This is a genomic window from Halomonas rhizosphaerae (assembly GCF_030012485.1).
GTDB lineage: Bacteria > Pseudomonadota > Gammaproteobacteria > Pseudomonadales > Halomonadaceae > Halomonas > Halomonas rhizosphaerae.
Window position 1 is genome coordinate 162,929 of sequence record NZ_JASCQQ010000003.1, and the last position, 14,854, is coordinate 177,782.

Here is a 14,854-nt window from a genome sequence, read left to right on the forward strand (position 1 = left end):
GACACGCATTCACCGAATCAAAGGACCTTTCCCATGGCGGAAGAGAACAACCAGAACGCCGGCCCCAATGGCCAGGCGGCCGGCCAGCAGGACAAGCCCCAACTGCAGTTCGCCCTGCAGCGCATCTACGTCAAGGACATCTCCTTCGAGGCCCCCAACTCGCCGACGGTCTTCCAGCAGCCGTTCAAGCCCAAGGTCGGTCTGGACCTGAACACCACCAGCCGCCAGGTCGGGGAAGGCCTGTACGAGGTGGTCATCAAGGTCACCGCCCAGGTCACCCACAGCGAGGAAGGCACCACCTCCTTCCTGGCCGAGATCGAGCAGGCCGGCCTGTTCCGTATCAGCGGCATCGAGGGGCAGCAGCTCGACCACACCCTGGGCGCCTTCTGTCCCAACATGCTCTTCCCCTATGCCCGGGAGTGCATCGACAATCTGGTCAATCGGGGCGGCTTCCCGCCGCTGATGCTGGCGCCGGTCAACTTCGAGGCGATCTACGCCCAGAAGAAGAAGCGTCAGGCCGAACAGGCCCAGCCGTCGGGCGAGCAGGCGACCCAGTAAGCGTGACCGGCCCGTGTCAGTGAATGCCCCGCGAGTGAAGGCCCCGCGCATCCACGTTGCCGCCGACCNTGTGGTCGGCGGCGACGTGGTTCTGCCCGAGGGACCGGCCCGCCACGTGGCGCGAGTGCTGCGCCTTACCGAGGGCGCGCCTCTGCGGCTCTTCGACGGCGCCGGCCGGGAGGCCAGGGCGGTGATCGTCGAGGCCTCCCGCAAGCGGGTGGTGGTGCGCATCGAGGCCGTGGCCCCGGGCACCGGCGAGTCGCCGCTCGCGGTGCACCTGGGGCAGGCGATCTCCAAGGGCGATCGCATGGACTACGCCATCCAGAAGGCGGTGGAGCTCGGCGTCGCCGCGATCACCCCGCTCTACACCGAGCATGGCGACGTGCGCCTCCGGGGCGAGCGCGAGGCGAAGAAGCTCGCCCACTGGCAGGCCGTGGCGGCCAGCGCCTGCGAGCAGTGCGGTCGCGCGACCCTGCCGCCCGTGCACCCCCCCGCCGGCCTGGCCGACTGGCTGGCCGGCCGCGACGAAGCGCTGCGCCTGGTGCTGCATCCCGGCACCACCGGGGCCCTGGAACAACGGGAAGCGCCTGCCAGCGCCGCCCTGCTGATCGGCCCGGAGGGTGGACTGTCCGAGGCCGAGGTCGAGGCGGCCCTGGCCGGCGGCTTCGTCCCCCTCTCCCTCGGCCCGCGCATCCTGCGCACCGAGACCACGCCGGTGGTGGCGCTGTCGCTGCTGCAATCCCGCTTCGGCGACCTGTGAGCGCCAACGCATCCCCGGCGCCTTGTGCCTCTCCTCACCGGAGCTCCCCATGCCCGACTCCCGAGACCGCCGCCCATCCACCTCGCCTCGCTCCGCCGGCACGCGCAACTATTGTGCCCCCAGGGCGGCCGTCGGAGAGGTGGCCTACCTCGAGGTGGTTACCGTCAACGACACCGGGGCCTTCCTCGACTGGGGCCACCCCCGCGACCTGCTGCTGCCCTATGGCGAGCAGCGCTTCCGTCCCAGCGTGGGCAAGCGGGTGCTGGTGATGATCTACGAAGACCAGCAGGGCCGGCCGGTGGCCTCCCAGAAGCTCGAGCGCTTCATCGCCGACGAGGCCGTGGGCCTGCAAGCAGGTGATGCGGTGTCACTGGTGATCGCCGAGGCGACCGACCTGGGGGTCAAGGCCGTGGTGAACCACCGCTTCTGGGGCCTGCTCTACCGTGACGACCTCAACCGCCCGCTGCGCCGCGGCCAGCGTCTCACCGGCTACGTGAAGCGCCTGCGTGACGACGGTCGGCTGGACCTCTCGCTGCTGCCGCCGGGCGAAGCGCGGCTCGACGTGGTGGGCGAGCAGGTGCTCAAGGCCCTGCGCGAGAGCGGCGGCTACCTGCCGCTGGGCGACAAGAGCGACCCGGCGGAGATCAAGGCGCGGCTGGGGGTGAGCAAGAGCGCCTTCAAGCAGGCCATCGGCCGGCTCTACAAGCACCAGCAGATCACCCTGGAGCCTGGCGGGATCCGCCTGGTGCCGGGCGGGGAGTAACCGGTTGGTGCAGGCCTGGCAACTTGGTGCGCCTGCCGGCCCTGCGGCATACTGACCGGACCCACTCCCCGGACCGGAATCCCGACCCCATGAACGAACCCGCGCTGAAGATCGGCGTGGTGATGGATCCCATCGCCGACCTCACCTACAAGAAGGACACCAGCCTGGCCATGCTGTGGGCCGCCAGGGACCGCGGCTGGTCGCTGCACTACCTGGAGCAGGAGGACCTCTTCCTGCGCGAGGGACGTGCCTTCGGCCGGATGCGCGCGCTGGAGGTGCACCGCGACCCCGGGCACTGGTTCGACCTGGGCGAGCCGGAGGTGGGGCCCCTGGCCGAACTCGACGTGATCCTGATGCGCAAGGACCCGCCCGTCGATGGCTACTTCCTCAACGCCGTCTACCTGCTGGGCTTCGCCGAGCGCGAGGGCGTGCTGGTGGTCAACCCCACCCAGGCGCTGCTGGAGTGCAACGAGAAGCTCTTCGCCCAGCAGTTCCCCCAGTGCTGCACCCCGACCCTGGTCTCCTGCAACGAGGCCGTGCTGCGCGACTTCCACGCCGAGCACGGCGACGTGATCTTCAAGCCGCTGGACGGCATGGGCGGCACCGGGATCTTTCATGTCCGCCCCGAGGGCCGCAACCTGGGCGCCATCATCGAGATGCTGAGCGAGCGCGGCAGGCGCCAGGTCATGGCCCAGCGCTACATCCCCGAGATCAGCGAGGGCGATACCCGCATCCTGCTGGTGGACGGCGAGCCGATCCCCTACGGCCTGGCCCGCGTGCCCATGGCCGGCGAGACCCGCGGCAACCTGGCCGCCGGCGGCACGGGGACCAGTCGCGAGCTCACCGCCCGCGACCACTGGCTGATCGAGCAGGTCCAGCCGACGATCCGCGAAAAGGGGTTGATGTTCGTCGGCCTCGACGTGATCGGCGACTACATTACCGAGATCAACGTCACGAGCCCCACCTGCGTGCGCGAGATCGACGACCAGCGCGGTACCGATATCGCCGCCCAGCTGATGGACGCCATCCAGCGCCGTCTCGGCGAGCGGCGCTGATCCGGGAGGCCTACGGCCCATGACGAGCAGCCCCCTCAGCGACCCCATCCAGTATGCCCCGGTCTCCCGGCCGTACCGGCACTGGCTGGCCTGGTCGCTGGCGCTGCTGCTGCACCTGGTGGTCATCGGGGTGGTGGCCAGTCGCCAATTCGCGCCGGCGCCCGTCGAGCGCTCCAGCATCGACGTGGTGCTGGTGAGCCGGCCGTCGCCGGAGGCCGTGGAGGCTTCGGCCATCGCCGAGGCCGACCAGCGCGCCGCCGGCTCGCCCCAGGAGCAGGCTCCGGCGGAGGCCAGGGCCGCGCCCATGGACGAGTTGCCCGAGCTGCAGGCGGCCGAACCCGAGGTGGACCCGGCCACCCCGGCAGAGCCGGAGAGTGCCGCCCGCCCCGAGCCCGAAAGCGAGGCGCCCGAGCCCCCGGCGGCCGAGCGCCCCCGCGAGGCCCAGGCGACGCCCGTGCCTCGCGACAGTGCCCCCCAGTCGGCCGAGACCTCGGCGCCACCCACCGCCTCGGCCCCCTCCGCCTCGGGGCGCGACCTGCTCGCCCAGGCCACCTCCAGCATCCGCGAGCAGGGCCTCTCGTCGGAGTTCGCCGGCGAGCAGCCGGGGGAGGGGCGCCAGGCCGCCCAGCAGGCCGCCGAGGCACGCTATATCGACGACTGGACCCGCCGGGTCGAGGATTACGGCAACCGGGTGCACCCGGCGCCGCGTCACCTGGAGGGGCAGCTGCGCATCCGGGTGGTGATCGGCCGCGACGGTCAGGTTCGCCAGGCAGAGGTGGTACAATCCTCGGGACATGCCGAACTCGACCAGGCGGCCCTGGACACGGTGCACGGTGCCGCCCCCTATCGCCCCTTCGACCGGGGCATGGGCACCCTGGACAGCCTGTCCATCACCCGGGTCTGGCGGTTCGGCCAAGGCAATCATTACGGCGTGCAATAGGTCCGCCGGGGAGTCTCATGCAATCCGTGCAACACTTCGGCTTGAAAAACCACTTCCTGCTGGCGATGCCGCACCTGGAAGACCCCAATTTCGCCGGCAGCCTCAGCTACCTCTGCGACCATGACGAGAACGGCACCATGGGCGTGATCGTCAACCGGCCCCTGGAGCTGACCCTGGACGCCCTCTTCGAGCAGCTCGAGCTGGGCGGCGACGAGAGCCCCCATCGCGATGCGCCGGTCTACTATGGCGGCCCGACCCACAAGGATCGCGGCTTCATCCTGCATCGCGGGTCCAGCGATTCCTGGGATTCCAGCATCCAGGTCGCCGACGATATCGCCCTGACCACCTCCATGGATATCCTCCAGGCCCTGGCGGACGGCAAGGGGCCCGAGCAGTTCCTGGTCTGCCTGGGCTGTGCCGGCTGGGAGTCGGGCCAGCTGGAGGCCGAGCTCAAGGAGAATGCCTGGCTCACGGTGGAGGGGCGCGCCGACATCCTCTTCACGGTGCCGCCCGAGCAGCGCCTGGGCGCCGCCGCGGGCATCCTGGGCATCGACCTGAACCTGATGACCCGCGAGGCGGGCCACTCCTGATGAGGGGGCGGCGCGTGATGACGGAGCCGGACTGATGGCCGAAGCCGGTTCGCGACTGATCCTGGCCTTCGACTTCGGCACCCGGCGCATCGGCGTGGCGGTGGGCAACGAGCTGCTCGCCAGTGCCCGGGAGCTCGAGCCCTTGCCGGCCCGGGACGGCATCCCCGACTGGGCGCAGGTGGCGCGGCTGGTGGACGAATGGCGCCCGGACCTCTTCGTGGTGGGGCTGCCGCTCAACATGGACGGCAGCGAGTCGGTCATGAGTACCCGCGCGCGCAAGTTCGGCAAGCGTCTCTATGGCCGCTACGGCATCCCCTGCGAGATGGTCGACGAGCGCGGCTCCACCCGCGAGGCCAAGTCGATCGCCCGGGAGGCCGGCCACCGCGGCAACTATCGTGAACAGGGCGTCGACGGCATCGCCGCGGTGCTGATCCTGGAGGGCTGGTTCGCCCGGCACGAGGGTCTGCCGCCGCGCTGATCAGGCCGGACGGGTGTCGCCGGCACGGTATTTCGTGGCGAAGTCGCCCACCGAGATGCAGGTGAACTTCTCGATGAAGAACGCCAGGGTCGCCGGGCAGCGGAAGCGCTCCTCGAAGGCCTCCACCTCTCCTTCCCGCTCTCGCTCGACGCTCGCCAGGTAGCCATCACCGGCCTTGCGCACCCTGACGGTCGCCTGGCTGTCCTCGGCCTGTTTCTCGACCATCAGCTCTGGCTGCCCCTCGAGCAGCTCCCCCAGCACCTTGCCCCCCTCGCGCTCCTCGGGCGAGGCCCAGAGGGGCTGGTCACGGTCGCCGTAGCGATACAGGAAGATCATCGGCAGCACCGAGAAGATGGCGGTCGTGAGGGTCCAGGTCAGCGCCGCGCTGGAGAGATCCGCCGTGAACACCGCGACCATCTGCACGACGATGCCCAGCGCCAGCAGTCCCGCCAGGGGGCGCCACATCCGCGGGTTCATGAAGCCCCTGTCCAGGAAGTAGCCCCACAGTCCGATCACCACCACCGCTCCCACGCCCAGCTGGATCATGGCGAGCAGCGACCCTCCCCCCATCAGCAGGGCGATGACGCCGATCAGGATCAACAGGGTGTAGAAGCCACACAGCAACAGGTACGCACGCTTCAGGTTCATCGGTGTTGCGCCTCCAGGCCTGGTCGCCATGTGCGGCGACGCGGATTGTCGTTCCCCACCAGCATAGGCGATCGGTTGCGACCTGCAGGCCGCTCAGAAGGTGGCGTCGTCAACGCCCAGGCGGTCGGGCACGAACCAGGGCACGTCGCGCAGGTCCCTGTCGATGAGCGCCTCGACCCCGAGCAGGGTCGCGAAAATCGCCATGCGCACCGGGATGCCGTTGTCGGTCTGGCGGAAAATCGCCAGGCGCGGGTCGCCGTTGAGGTCCACGTCCAGGTCGTTGGCCTCGGGGCGGCTGTCGCGGGGCAGCGGGTGCATGACGATGGTGGAGGGGCCGCAGCGGCTGTCCAGGAAGGCGCGATCCACGGTGAAGTCCCGGGAGAGGTTGAAGCCCTCGCTCATCTCGGCGGTGAAGCGCTCCTTCTGGATGCGGGTGGTGTAGACCACGTCCACGTCGGAGAAGTCGCCGGCCAGGCTCTCGCGGACCTCCACGCTGAGCCCCTGGCGGCTGACCCGCTCGATCAGGTGGCTCGGCATCTCGAGGCCGGGCGGCGCCACCAGGGTGACGCGCATCGGGGCGTAGCGAGACAGCAGCTTGATCAACGAGTGCACCGTGCGGCCATACTTCAGGTCGCCGGTCATCAGCACGTGGGCGTCCCTGAGCGCCTTACCCTGCAGGGCGAACTCCTTGTCGATGGTGTAAAAGTCCAGCAGCGCCTGGCTGGGATGCTCGCCGGGGCCGTCACCGGCGTTGATCACCGGCACCTTCGTCGCGGCGGCGAATTCGGCCACCGAGCCCTGGTCCGGGTGGCGCATGACGATGGCGTCGCAATAGCCGCTCATCACCCGGCTGGTATCGTAGAGCGACTCGCCCTTGGCCATGGACGAGAAGGTGAAGCCGGTGGTGTCGCAGACGCTGCCGCCGAGCCGGCAGAAGGCGGCATGAAAGCTGACCCGAGTACGGGTGCTGGCCTCGAAGAAGAGGTTGCCGAGCACGGCCCCTTCCAGTACCCGGGTGATCTTGCGCCGACTTGCGATGGGCTCCATCCGCGCGGCGACGCGCATCAGGTGGTCGATGTCGTCGCGGGACAGGGAGTCGATGGATAGCAGGTGGGAACTCATCACAGGCCTCGGCTGGTGGCTGGGGGACGGGGCTAGTGTACCCCCCCCGAGGGGATGGCTTCACGGGCCGCCCGCCTCAGGCTACTGGCCGATCAGGTCGGCGAGCTGGCCGGCATGGTCCATCACCTCGCGGATGGCCGTGTCGGTGTCCAGATCATCCATGGCGACCACCCCGACGCAGGCCTCCACGCCGGGCCGGACCTGCGGCGAGGCGATGGCACTGGCCACGCCGACGGCCCCGCGCTGCAGCTGACCGCGGGTCAGGCTGAAGCCCTCGGTTCGCGCCTGGCGTACGGCCTCGTCATCGTCTGGCTGCGGGGGACGAGCGGCCAGGATGGCGATGCCGGCCGCCCCTCGTTTCAGCGGGTGGCGGCTGCCCACCCGGTAACCGACCCGCAGCAGCCCCTCCTCGGGCTCGGCTTCCATGATCACCACGCACTCATCGCCCTGGGCGACCGAGATGAAGGCCGTGGCCCGGGTGGCCCTCGCCAGCCTTTGCAGCAGGGGCTGTGCCACGCCGCGCAGCTGGGGCTCGAAGCGCGAGGCCAGCAGCGAGATGCCCGCCCCCAGGCGCACCGGGCCCTCACGGGTCCGCGTGATCAGCCCACGCCCCTCGAGGGTGGTGACGATGCGATAGGCGATGGCGCGGTGCACCGCCAGTTGCTCGGCGAGTTCGGCGATGGTGACGCCCTCGGCATGCTCGGCGACGATTTCGAGCGCGCGCAGGCCGCGATCCAGGGTTTGCAGGGTGGTGGCCATCGAACGACATTCCTCGAATCGGGGGTGGCGGGGCAAGGAAGTGCAGTCGCCCGGGGATTGACGTCCCCATCGGAACTGCCTATGTTCAGCCATAAGTTCGATAAACGATACATCTTGTGCGATAAAAGTAACAATAGATCCGCGACTCATGACCGCTACGATGCCGGGCGACAGTCCCGCGGGAGGCCCCATGACATCAGCAATCCACCGGACCGAAACCGGCGGGGGCGGCTGCCCCTTCCACCAGGCCGCCGTATCGCCCACCGGCTGCCCGGTATCGCCCGAGGCCGCCGCCTTCGATCCTTTCGATGCGCCCTATCAGCTCGACCCTGCCGAGGCGCTGCGCTGGGCGCGCGAGCAGCAGCCGGTGTTCTACAGCCCGAGGCTCGGTTATTGGGTCGTGAGCCGCTATGAGGACGTGAAGGCGGTGTTCCGCGACAACCTCCTCTTCTCGCCCTCAATCGCCCTGGAAAAGCTCACCCCGGCGCCTCCCGAGGCGATGAAGATCCTCGAGAGTCACGGCTATGCGATGCGCCGCACCATGGTCAACGAGGACGAGCCGGACCACATGGAACGCCGCCGACTGCTGATGGAGGCCTTCCTGCCCGAGCACCTCGAGAAGCACGAGGCATGGGTGCGCGAGTTGGTGCGCGACTACATGGACCGCTTTATCGACAAGGGGCACGTCGATCTGGTGGCCGAGATGTTCCGAGAGATTCCCATGACCGTGGCACTGCGCTTCCTGGGGGTGCCCGAGGAGGATGCCCAGGAGCTTCGCCGCTTCTCGGTCGCCCACACGCTCAATACCTGGGGCCGCCCCTCCCCGGCACAGCAATTGCAGATTGCCGAGGACGTCGGCCGCTTCTGGCAGTCGGCACAGGCGATCCTCGATCGCATGCTGGCCGAGCCGACCGGCGAGGGCTGGATGTATGACTCGATCCGGATGCACGCGGAGCATCCTGACATCGTCCCGGAGAGCTATCTGCGCTCGATGATGATGGCGATCCTGGTGGCCGCCCATGAGACCACCGCTTTCGCCACCACCAACGCCTTTCGTACCCTGCTGTCGCACCGCGAGTCCTGGAACGACATCTGCGAGAACCCTGCCCTGATTCCCAGCGCGATCGAGGAGTGCCTGCGCGTCGCCGGGTCGGTTGTGGCCTGGCGTCGCATCGCCACCGACGACACCGAAGTCGGTGGGGAGAAGATTCCGAAGGGCGGCAGACTGCTGATCGTGCAGGCGTCGGCCAACCAGGATCGTCGCCACTGGGAGAATCCCGAGGCGTTCGACATCTACCGCCACAACGCGGCCGAGCACCTCACCTTCGGCTATGGCGCGCACCAGTGCATGGGCAAGAATATCGCCCGGATGGAAATGCGGGTCATCCTCGATGAATTCGTTCGTCGTCTGCCGCATATGCAGCTGGTCGAGGACCAGGCGTTCGAGTACCTGCCCAATATCTCGTTTCGTGGCGCCACGTCGCTATGGGTGGAATGGGATCCCGCGCAGAATCCCGAACGGCGCACTCCCTCGGTGCTGGAAAACCCCACGCATTTCCGCATCGGGGCACCGGTCAAGGATGACATCCTGCGCCGGGTCGTCGTCAGCGAGGTGGAGCGCGAGGCCGAGGCGGTGATCCGTGTCGACCTGGTCGATCCCCATGGGCGTGAGCTGCCCGACTGGTCCCCCGGTTCCCATATCGAGCTGGTGTCGGGCGAATGGCGCCGCTGCTACTCGCTGTGCGGGACGCGCGGTGACCGCCGCCGCCTGTCCATCGCCATCCTGCGCGAGCCCGAGGGGCGCGGGGGCTCGGTGCATTTCCACGACACCCTCGAGCCGGGTGACGTGCTGCATATCGCCGGTCCCAAGAACCACTTCCCTCTGGACGAGGCCGCGCCGCGCTATACCCTGATTGCCGGCGGTATCGGCATCACGCCGATCCTGGCCATGGCCGATCGGCTCAAGGCGCTCGGCAAGCCCTATGCGTTCCACTACTGCGGCGCCGGGCGGCGAACCATGGCCTTTCTCGACCGGGTCGAACGTGACCATGAGGCGGCGCTGACCCTCCATGCCGGCGACGAGGGCTGCCGACTCGACCTGCCGTGGGGGCTCGCCGGCCTATCCGAGGGCGAGCAGGTCTACGCCTGCGGCCCGGAGCGCATGCTGGAGGCGCTCGAGGCGCTGGCGGTGGACTGGCCGGAGGGTACGCTGCATGTCGAGCATTTCACGGCCCGCTCCAGCATCCTCGATCCCGAGCACGAACATGCCTTCGACGCACGACTCGCCGACTCCGACCTGACGGTACGGGTCGGCAACGACCAGACCCTGCTCGAGGCACTGACGGCGGCCGGTGTAGATGTGCCCAGCGACTGCTGTGAGGGCCTGTGTGGTACCTGCGAGGTGGCGGTGGCCGAGGGCGACATCGATCACCGCGACCTGGTGCTCAGCCGCGCCGAGCGCGATGCCAACGACCGGATGATGGCCTGCTGTTCGCGTGCCAAGGGCAAGCGTCTGGTGCTCTCGCTATGATCCTGATGATCATCAGGACAGCCTGTTGCGCACGCCAACCCCGATATCAATAACAACCAAGGAAACCGACAATGAAGAAACTGGCGACACTGACGACACTCACCGCCCTTTCCCTTGGCGCCTTCCAGAGCGCTGCGGCCACCGAGCTGCAGGTCAGCACCTGGGCGGGCCCCAACCACGGCGTCAACACCATCGTCTGGCCGACCTGGGCCAGCTGGGTGGAGGAGGCGACCGAGGGGCGGGTCACCGTCAACGTGGTCCACGACATGGGCCCGCCCGACGCCCAGATGGAGTTGATCGCGGACGGCGTGGCCGACGTCACCTGGCTCTTCCATGGCCTGATGCCGGGGCGCTTCGAACTGACCAAGCTGCCCGAGCTGCCCACCTTCGAGGACTTCTCCTCCGAAGCGGCCTCGGTAGCCTACTGGCGCACCCACAATGAATACCTGGTCCAGGCCGGCGAGCACCGCGGCGTCGAGGTCATCGGTCTGGGCGTGCACGGCCCCGGGTCGCTGTTCCTCGATGAATCGATCGACAGCCTCGATGACCTGGACGGCAAGCGCGTGCGCATCGGCGGCGGGATCATGGCCGACATCTCCAACGCACTGGAGCTGACCGGTGTCGCCCTGCCGCCGGCCAGCACCTACGAGGCCGCGACGCAGGGCGTGATCGACGGCGCCATGCTCACCCTCGAGGGCCTCAAGAGCTTCCGCCTGGCCGAGGTGCTGCCCTACACGGTGCAGATGCCAGGCGGCTTCTATCGCGGCAGCTTCTCCCTGGTCATCAACCCGGATACCTGGGCGTCGCTCTCCGACGAGGACCGAGCAGCGATCGAGGAGGTCTCGGGTGAGCGCCTCTCCCGGCTGTTCGGCTACATGATGGATGTCGTGGACGTGCGCGGCATCGAATTCGCCGAGCAACAGGGCAACACCTTCATCGAACTGCCGGACGAGGAGGTCGAGCGCTTCCAGCAGATGGCCACAGAACTGCCGGGTGCCTGGTTCGAAACGGCCGGCGCCCAGGGGGTGGATGGCGAAGCCGCCCGCGGCTACTTCCTCGAACAGCTCGATGCCGTCGGCGAGGAAGAAGGCCTCTCCGCCGATGAGGTGATCGACCCGGGCGCCTGATCCCTGGCAGCCATCGGCCCGACCCACGAGCACGGCCACGGCCGTGCTCGCCATCGTTCGGACCGGGATCCGTCATTCTGTTTCAATTGAAACTATTTTGATCCCCGTCAAGGCAGCCCGGCTCCCCCAGCTCGATACTGGTACCGACAGCACGATCACCTGACGGGAGCATTACGATGGCCACTGCACAGACCACCCGCACCGCCTCCTGGTGGGAGCGCCTGACCGAACGCTGCTATGCCACGTCCACGGCCCAGCTGGTGCGTGACGTCCAGCACGACGCGGGCCCTACCTATCATGCCCTTCTGAATGACCTGGAGAGCCCCCTCGAGCCTGGCTTCGAACGCGAGATGGCGCGCCAGCTGGCGGCGGGGCAGCCGAGTGACTTCGTCCCGGCCAGGACCCTGATGCCGGTGATGATGCAGCGCTTCGGCCTGCAGGATGCCGAGGTGGCGGCGGAGCCGGGATACAACGCGATGCGCAAGACCTGCAATGGCTGCCCGGTCGTTGGCCAATGCTGGAGGGCCATGCGCGCCGGTGCCGAGGTCGAGGAGTGTCGCGGCTTCTGCCCCAACGCCAGGGCGTTCGACAGCCTCGCCGCTGGCTGAGGTCATTCGGCACAAGGCGTCGTCGGGCCCTGGCCATGCGCCGGGGCTTCTTATGACTGGAGTCAGCCTTTCCGGCACAGCGCCACCAGCCGTGCCTTAGAGCGCACGCCAAGCTTGGCATACGCACGCTTGCGGTAGGTCTCGGCGGTGGAGAGGGCGATGTCGAGCTCGGCGGCGGCGGTCTTGAGGGTGTGGCCGCGCAGCAGCGAGAGGCAGAGCTGGCGTTCCCGCGCGGAGAGCGGCTTGAGGGCCTCGGCTTCCTCGTGACTGGCGGGCAGGGCGGCCGGGTGTGCCTGGCGATAATGGCGGCATACCAGGCTGGCCAGCAGCGGGATCAGGGCCTCCAGCCGCGCCATGTCCAGGGGAGCGAAGGGGCCGCGCCCGAGGTCACGGTAGAGGTTCAGGTAGTAGACGGTTGCGCCGGCGGGAATCACCACCGAGACCTTGTCGGCCAGGTCGGGAAAGGCGAACAGGTGGCTGCGGTAGGCCGGCGACATCGCCTCGGTCGGCATGGGCATCAGTTCGGCGTCTGCCTGCTCCCTGCCTGCCTCGAGCAGCTGTCGCAGCCGGGGATAGTTGGGGTCCTGACGGAACAGCCCGCCGGCGTAGAGGTCGGCCAGGCGTCCGGCCACCTTGGGGTAGCGCGGGTTGTCCACCAGCAGGGACTCCATGGTGTCGCGTCCCGAGTAGGCGAAGAGAATGCACTGCTCGATGCCCACCCCCTGACGCAGCAGGGCGATCAGCTGGCCGTCGAAGCGTTCCGTGCCCAGGTGCGTGACGCACTCGGCCAGGGTGGCCAGCAGCCCCGGCCAGTCCGGGGGGGCCTTCCTCGGGAATCCTGTCGCCATCAGGGTTGCTACCATCGTCGTAGGGAGTGTGTCGTCTGTCCCCGCTTTCACGGGACAGGGTGCGGCGCGGCACCGGGATAACCTGCCCGCACGTCAGACCACAACCTGAACTCCTGGCAGGAGGTGCCCATGCGACCCGCCGGACGCGCCGAGACCGACTCGCTCTACTTCGATTATCCGCATTTTCCCTTCGTTCGTCCTCCCGAGCTGGATGGCCAGGCGGTTCGTCACCGCGTGGCCATCGTCGGTGCCGGGCCGGTGGGGGTGACCGCTGCCCTGGAGCTGGCCCGCCACGGCATCGCCTCGGTGGTGCTGGACGACAAGGACACCGTCAACGACGGCTCGCGGGCGATCTGCCTCTCACGCCACAGCTTCGAGATCCTCCAGCAACTCGGCGTCGCTGCGCCCTTCGAGGAGAAGGGGCTGGGCTGGACCCAGGGCCGCACCTATTTCCGCGACCGCGAGATCTACCGCTTCCAGATGCCGCACTCCGACCAGGAGCGCTACTACCCGATGGTCAATCTGCAGCAGCAGTACATCGAGCAGTTCCTGATCGACAAGGCTCAAGCCAGTGACCTGATCGAGATGCGTTGGCAGAGTGCCGTGACCGGTGTGAGTCAGGCCGATGCCGGCGTCACCCTGCAGGTGACCACCCCCGAGGGTGACTACCGGCTGCAGTGCGACTACCTGCTGGCCGCCGACGGCGCGCGCAGCGTGGTGCGCAAGGCCTTCGACCTCTCGTTGCATGGCGAGGCCTATGAGGGGCGCTACGTGATCGCCGACGTGCGCCTCAGGTCCGACTTTCCCACCGAGCGCCGCGCCTTCTTCCACTCCCATGCGCTGCCCGATACCACCATCCTGGTGCACAAGCAGCCCGATGATATCTGGCGCATCGACTACCAGCTCGGCCCCGGCGAGGACCCCGAGCAGGCGGTCGAGGAGACCAAAATCCGTGAACGGGTCGAGCTGATCGTACGCGAGGTGATGCACGAGGAGGGCGACTGGGAGCTGGAGTGGTGGAGCCTCTACAAGGCGCATACCCTGGCGCTGGACGACTATCGCCACGGCCGTGTGCTGTTCATCGGCGACAGTGCCCACCTGGTGCCGATCTTCGGTGTGCGGGGCCTCAACAACGGCCTGGCCGATGCCGCCAATGCCGGCTGGAAGCTGGCCTGCGTGCTCAAGGGCCAGGGCACAGACGGGCTGCTCGACAGCTACAGCCCGGAGCGCCGTGGCGCCACCCTGGATGTCTTCGCCAACGCCGGCAAGAGCACGCGCTTCATGACCCCGCCGACCCGGGGCCATGCGCTGATGCGCGATGCCGCCCTGGCCCTGGCGTTCCATAATGATTACGCCAGTGGCTTCGCCAACCCGCGTCAGGTCACCCCCTACACCTATGCCGACAGCCCGCTGACCCTGGCCGACGGTGCCGCCTTCGAGGCCGGGCCGATTCCCGGCGCGCCCCTGATCAATCGCCGTCTGGGGGATGACGACTTCCTGCTCGACCACCTCGGCACGGGCTTCACCCTGATGCACTTCAGCGAGGCAGGCGAGGTCGAGCCGCCCCTGCAGCAGAGACTCGCGGCGCTTCAGGCCAAGGGTATCGATCTCACCCTGCTGCGCGTGGCCCGGTCGCCGGGCGCCGAGGACGCCCTGGTCGACCCCGACGGCAGCCTTTTCACCGGCTATGGTGCCGCGCCGGGCGCGGCCTACCTGGCGCGCCCCGACCGCCACGTGGCGGCCCGCTGGAAGTCTTTCGAGCCCGCCGCCCTCGAGGCCGCCCTGAACCTTGCCCAAGGTCGGGCCCTGGAAGGAGAAACATCATGACCGATGCGACACTGCCCTTTGCCGACCTGGAGCGGGTCTACGAGCACCTGGCCGAGACCCTCGACGCCCTGCCCGAGGCGCAGGAGAGCCACTTTCTTGCCCAGCTGGCGCTGGCCCTGGCCCACCGCGTGCCCGAGGTCGAGCGGGTGATGGCCGCCATCGACGAGGCCCGGGAGGGCGCCAGCATCAGTTCATGAGGGCTGGCCAGGGTGCCCGGCGCTCTCGCGCCGAGCTTCTTTGC

The 14,854-nt window shown here is 68.5% G+C and carries 16 protein-coding genes; 12 read left to right on the forward strand and 4 right to left on the reverse strand.

The features are described 5' to 3' along the window. Positions 1-33 precede the first annotated feature (33 nt). The 7 genes from secB (at position 34) to ruvX (ending at position 5,144) form a co-directional block, all read left to right on the forward strand. The gene (secB, locus tag QLQ86_RS00940) at positions 34-558 is read left to right on the forward strand and encodes a protein-export chaperone SecB (protein ID WP_282733882.1); all 525 of its coding nucleotides are present in this window, start codon (positions 34-36) and stop codon (positions 556-558) included. Positions 559-571: 13 nt separating this feature from the next. Next, the gene (locus QLQ86_RS00945; protein ID WP_282815630.1) at positions 572-1,318 is read left to right on the forward strand and encodes a 16S rRNA (uracil(1498)-N(3))-methyltransferase; all 747 of its coding nucleotides are present in this window, start codon (positions 572-574) and stop codon (positions 1,316-1,318) included. 49 nt (positions 1,319-1,367) lie between these two features. Beyond that, positions 1,368-2,081, forward strand: a complete 714-nt coding sequence (locus QLQ86_RS00950; RefSeq protein WP_282815631.1) for a CvfB family protein — start codon at positions 1,368-1,370, stop codon at positions 2,079-2,081. An 89-nt stretch (positions 2,082-2,170) separates the two neighbouring features. Next, entirely contained in the window at positions 2,171-3,136 is a 966-nt protein-coding gene (gene gshB, locus QLQ86_RS00955) for a glutathione synthase (protein WP_282815632.1), read from the forward strand. 19 nt (positions 3,137-3,155) lie between these two features. After that, a complete protein-coding gene (locus QLQ86_RS00960; RefSeq protein WP_282733878.1) occupies positions 3,156-4,076 on the forward strand; it encodes a TonB family protein in 921 nt (306 codons plus the stop codon). Between the two features lie 17 nt (positions 4,077-4,093). After that, positions 4,094-4,666, forward strand: coding sequence for a YqgE/AlgH family protein (locus tag QLQ86_RS00965; RefSeq protein WP_282733877.1), 573 nt, complete (start codon positions 4,094-4,096; stop codon positions 4,664-4,666). A gap of 34 nt (positions 4,667-4,700) precedes the next feature. After that, on the forward strand, positions 4,701-5,144 hold the full coding sequence (ruvX, locus tag QLQ86_RS00970) for a Holliday junction resolvase RuvX (protein WP_282733876.1): 444 nt from the start codon (positions 4,701-4,703) through the stop codon (positions 5,142-5,144). On the opposite strand, the gene QLQ86_RS00975 is transcribed toward ruvX, so the two are convergent. The 3 genes from QLQ86_RS00975 to QLQ86_RS00985 all read right to left on the reverse strand — a co-directional run bounded on the left by QLQ86_RS00975 (position 5,145) and on the right by QLQ86_RS00985 (position 7,673). Next, positions 5,145-5,792: a hypothetical protein gene (locus QLQ86_RS00975; protein ID WP_282733875.1), complete on the reverse strand. Its 648-nt coding sequence runs from the start codon at positions 5,790-5,792 to the stop codon at positions 5,145-5,147. A gap of 93 nt (positions 5,793-5,885) precedes the next feature. Further along, on the reverse strand, positions 5,886-6,914 hold the full coding sequence (gene pyrB, locus QLQ86_RS00980; protein WP_282733874.1) for an aspartate carbamoyltransferase: 1,029 nt from the start codon (positions 6,912-6,914) through the stop codon (positions 5,886-5,888). An 81-nt stretch (positions 6,915-6,995) separates the two neighbouring features. Further along, positions 6,996-7,673, reverse strand: a complete 678-nt coding sequence (locus QLQ86_RS00985; RefSeq protein WP_282815633.1) for an IclR family transcriptional regulator — start codon at positions 7,671-7,673, stop codon at positions 6,996-6,998. Positions 7,674-7,863: 190 nt separating this feature from the next. Here QLQ86_RS00985 and QLQ86_RS00990 point away from each other — a divergent pair, with 190 nt between their 5' ends. From QLQ86_RS00990 to QLQ86_RS01000, 3 genes are all read left to right on the forward strand, one after another. Beyond that, complete coding sequence (locus QLQ86_RS00990) at positions 7,864-10,203, forward strand: cytochrome P450/oxidoreductase (protein ID WP_282815634.1); 2,340 nt, start codon at positions 7,864-7,866, stop codon at positions 10,201-10,203. 71 nt (positions 10,204-10,274) lie between these two features. Further along, positions 10,275-11,330, forward strand: a complete 1,056-nt coding sequence (locus QLQ86_RS00995; protein WP_282815635.1) for a TRAP transporter substrate-binding protein — start codon at positions 10,275-10,277, stop codon at positions 11,328-11,330. A 176-nt stretch (positions 11,331-11,506) separates the two neighbouring features. Then, positions 11,507-11,938 carry a hypothetical protein gene (locus tag QLQ86_RS01000; RefSeq protein ID WP_282815636.1) on the forward strand — a complete coding sequence of 144 codons (432 nt, stop codon included), beginning with the start codon at positions 11,507-11,509 and terminating at the stop codon, positions 11,936-11,938. Positions 11,939-12,000: 62 nt separating this feature from the next. Here QLQ86_RS01000 and QLQ86_RS01005 read toward each other — a convergent pair whose 3' ends face one another. Next, positions 12,001-12,786 carry a helix-turn-helix transcriptional regulator gene (locus tag QLQ86_RS01005; protein ID WP_282815637.1) on the reverse strand — a complete coding sequence of 262 codons (786 nt, stop codon included), beginning with the start codon at positions 12,784-12,786 and terminating at the stop codon, positions 12,001-12,003. Between the two features lie 129 nt (positions 12,787-12,915). On the opposite strand from QLQ86_RS01005, the gene QLQ86_RS01010 reads away from it, so the two are divergent. Together QLQ86_RS01010 and QLQ86_RS01015 are read left to right on the forward strand one after the other, a co-directional pair. Further along, entirely contained in the window at positions 12,916-14,613 is a 1,698-nt protein-coding gene (locus QLQ86_RS01010) for an FAD-dependent monooxygenase (protein ID WP_282815638.1), read from the forward strand. Continuing rightward, the gene (locus QLQ86_RS01015; RefSeq protein WP_282733867.1) at positions 14,610-14,810 is read left to right on the forward strand and encodes a hypothetical protein; all 201 of its coding nucleotides are present in this window, start codon (positions 14,610-14,612) and stop codon (positions 14,808-14,810) included. The genes QLQ86_RS01010 and QLQ86_RS01015 overlap by 4 nt, the downstream gene beginning before the upstream one ends. Positions 14,811-14,854: the final 44 nt, after the last annotated feature.

Excerpts from the sequence above, each read along its gene's own strand:
- QLQ86_RS00975 (WP_282733875.1), bottom strand. The coding sequence starts at position 5,792 with ATGAACCTGAAGCGTGCGTACCTGTTGCTGTGTGGCTTCTACACCCTG.
- QLQ86_RS00995 (WP_282815635.1), top strand. The coding sequence starts at position 10,275 with ATGAAGAAACTGGCGACACTGACGACACTCACCGCCCTTTCCCTTGGC.
- QLQ86_RS00950 (WP_282815631.1), top strand. The coding sequence starts at position 1,368 with ATGCCCGACTCCCGAGACCGCCGCCCATCCACCTCGCCTCGCTCCGCC.
- pyrB (WP_282733874.1), bottom strand. The coding sequence starts at position 6,914 with ATGAGTTCCCACCTGCTATCCATCGACTCCCTGTCCCGCGACGACATC.
- QLQ86_RS00990 (WP_282815634.1), top strand. The coding sequence starts at position 7,864 with ATGACATCAGCAATCCACCGGACCGAAACCGGCGGGGGCGGCTGCCCC.
- QLQ86_RS00960 (WP_282733878.1), top strand. The coding sequence starts at position 3,156 with ATGACGAGCAGCCCCCTCAGCGACCCCATCCAGTATGCCCCGGTCTCC.
- QLQ86_RS01000 (WP_282815636.1), top strand. The coding sequence starts at position 11,507 with ATGGCCACTGCACAGACCACCCGCACCGCCTCCTGGTGGGAGCGCCTG.
- ruvX (WP_282733876.1), top strand. The coding sequence starts at position 4,701 with ATGGCCGAAGCCGGTTCGCGACTGATCCTGGCCTTCGACTTCGGCACC.
- secB (WP_282733882.1), top strand. The coding sequence starts at position 34 with ATGGCGGAAGAGAACAACCAGAACGCCGGCCCCAATGGCCAGGCGGCC.
- QLQ86_RS01005 (WP_282815637.1), bottom strand. The coding sequence starts at position 12,786 with ATGGCGACAGGATTCCCGAGGAAGGCCCCCCCGGACTGGCCGGGGCTG.
- QLQ86_RS01015 (WP_282733867.1), top strand. The coding sequence starts at position 14,610 with ATGACCGATGCGACACTGCCCTTTGCCGACCTGGAGCGGGTCTACGAG.
- gshB (WP_282815632.1), top strand. The coding sequence starts at position 2,171 with ATGAACGAACCCGCGCTGAAGATCGGCGTGGTGATGGATCCCATCGCC.
- QLQ86_RS00985 (WP_282815633.1), bottom strand. The coding sequence starts at position 7,673 with ATGGCCACCACCCTGCAAACCCTGGATCGCGGCCTGCGCGCGCTCGAA.
- QLQ86_RS01010 (WP_282815638.1), top strand. The coding sequence starts at position 12,916 with ATGCGACCCGCCGGACGCGCCGAGACCGACTCGCTCTACTTCGATTAT.
- QLQ86_RS00965 (WP_282733877.1), top strand. The coding sequence starts at position 4,094 with ATGCAATCCGTGCAACACTTCGGCTTGAAAAACCACTTCCTGCTGGCG.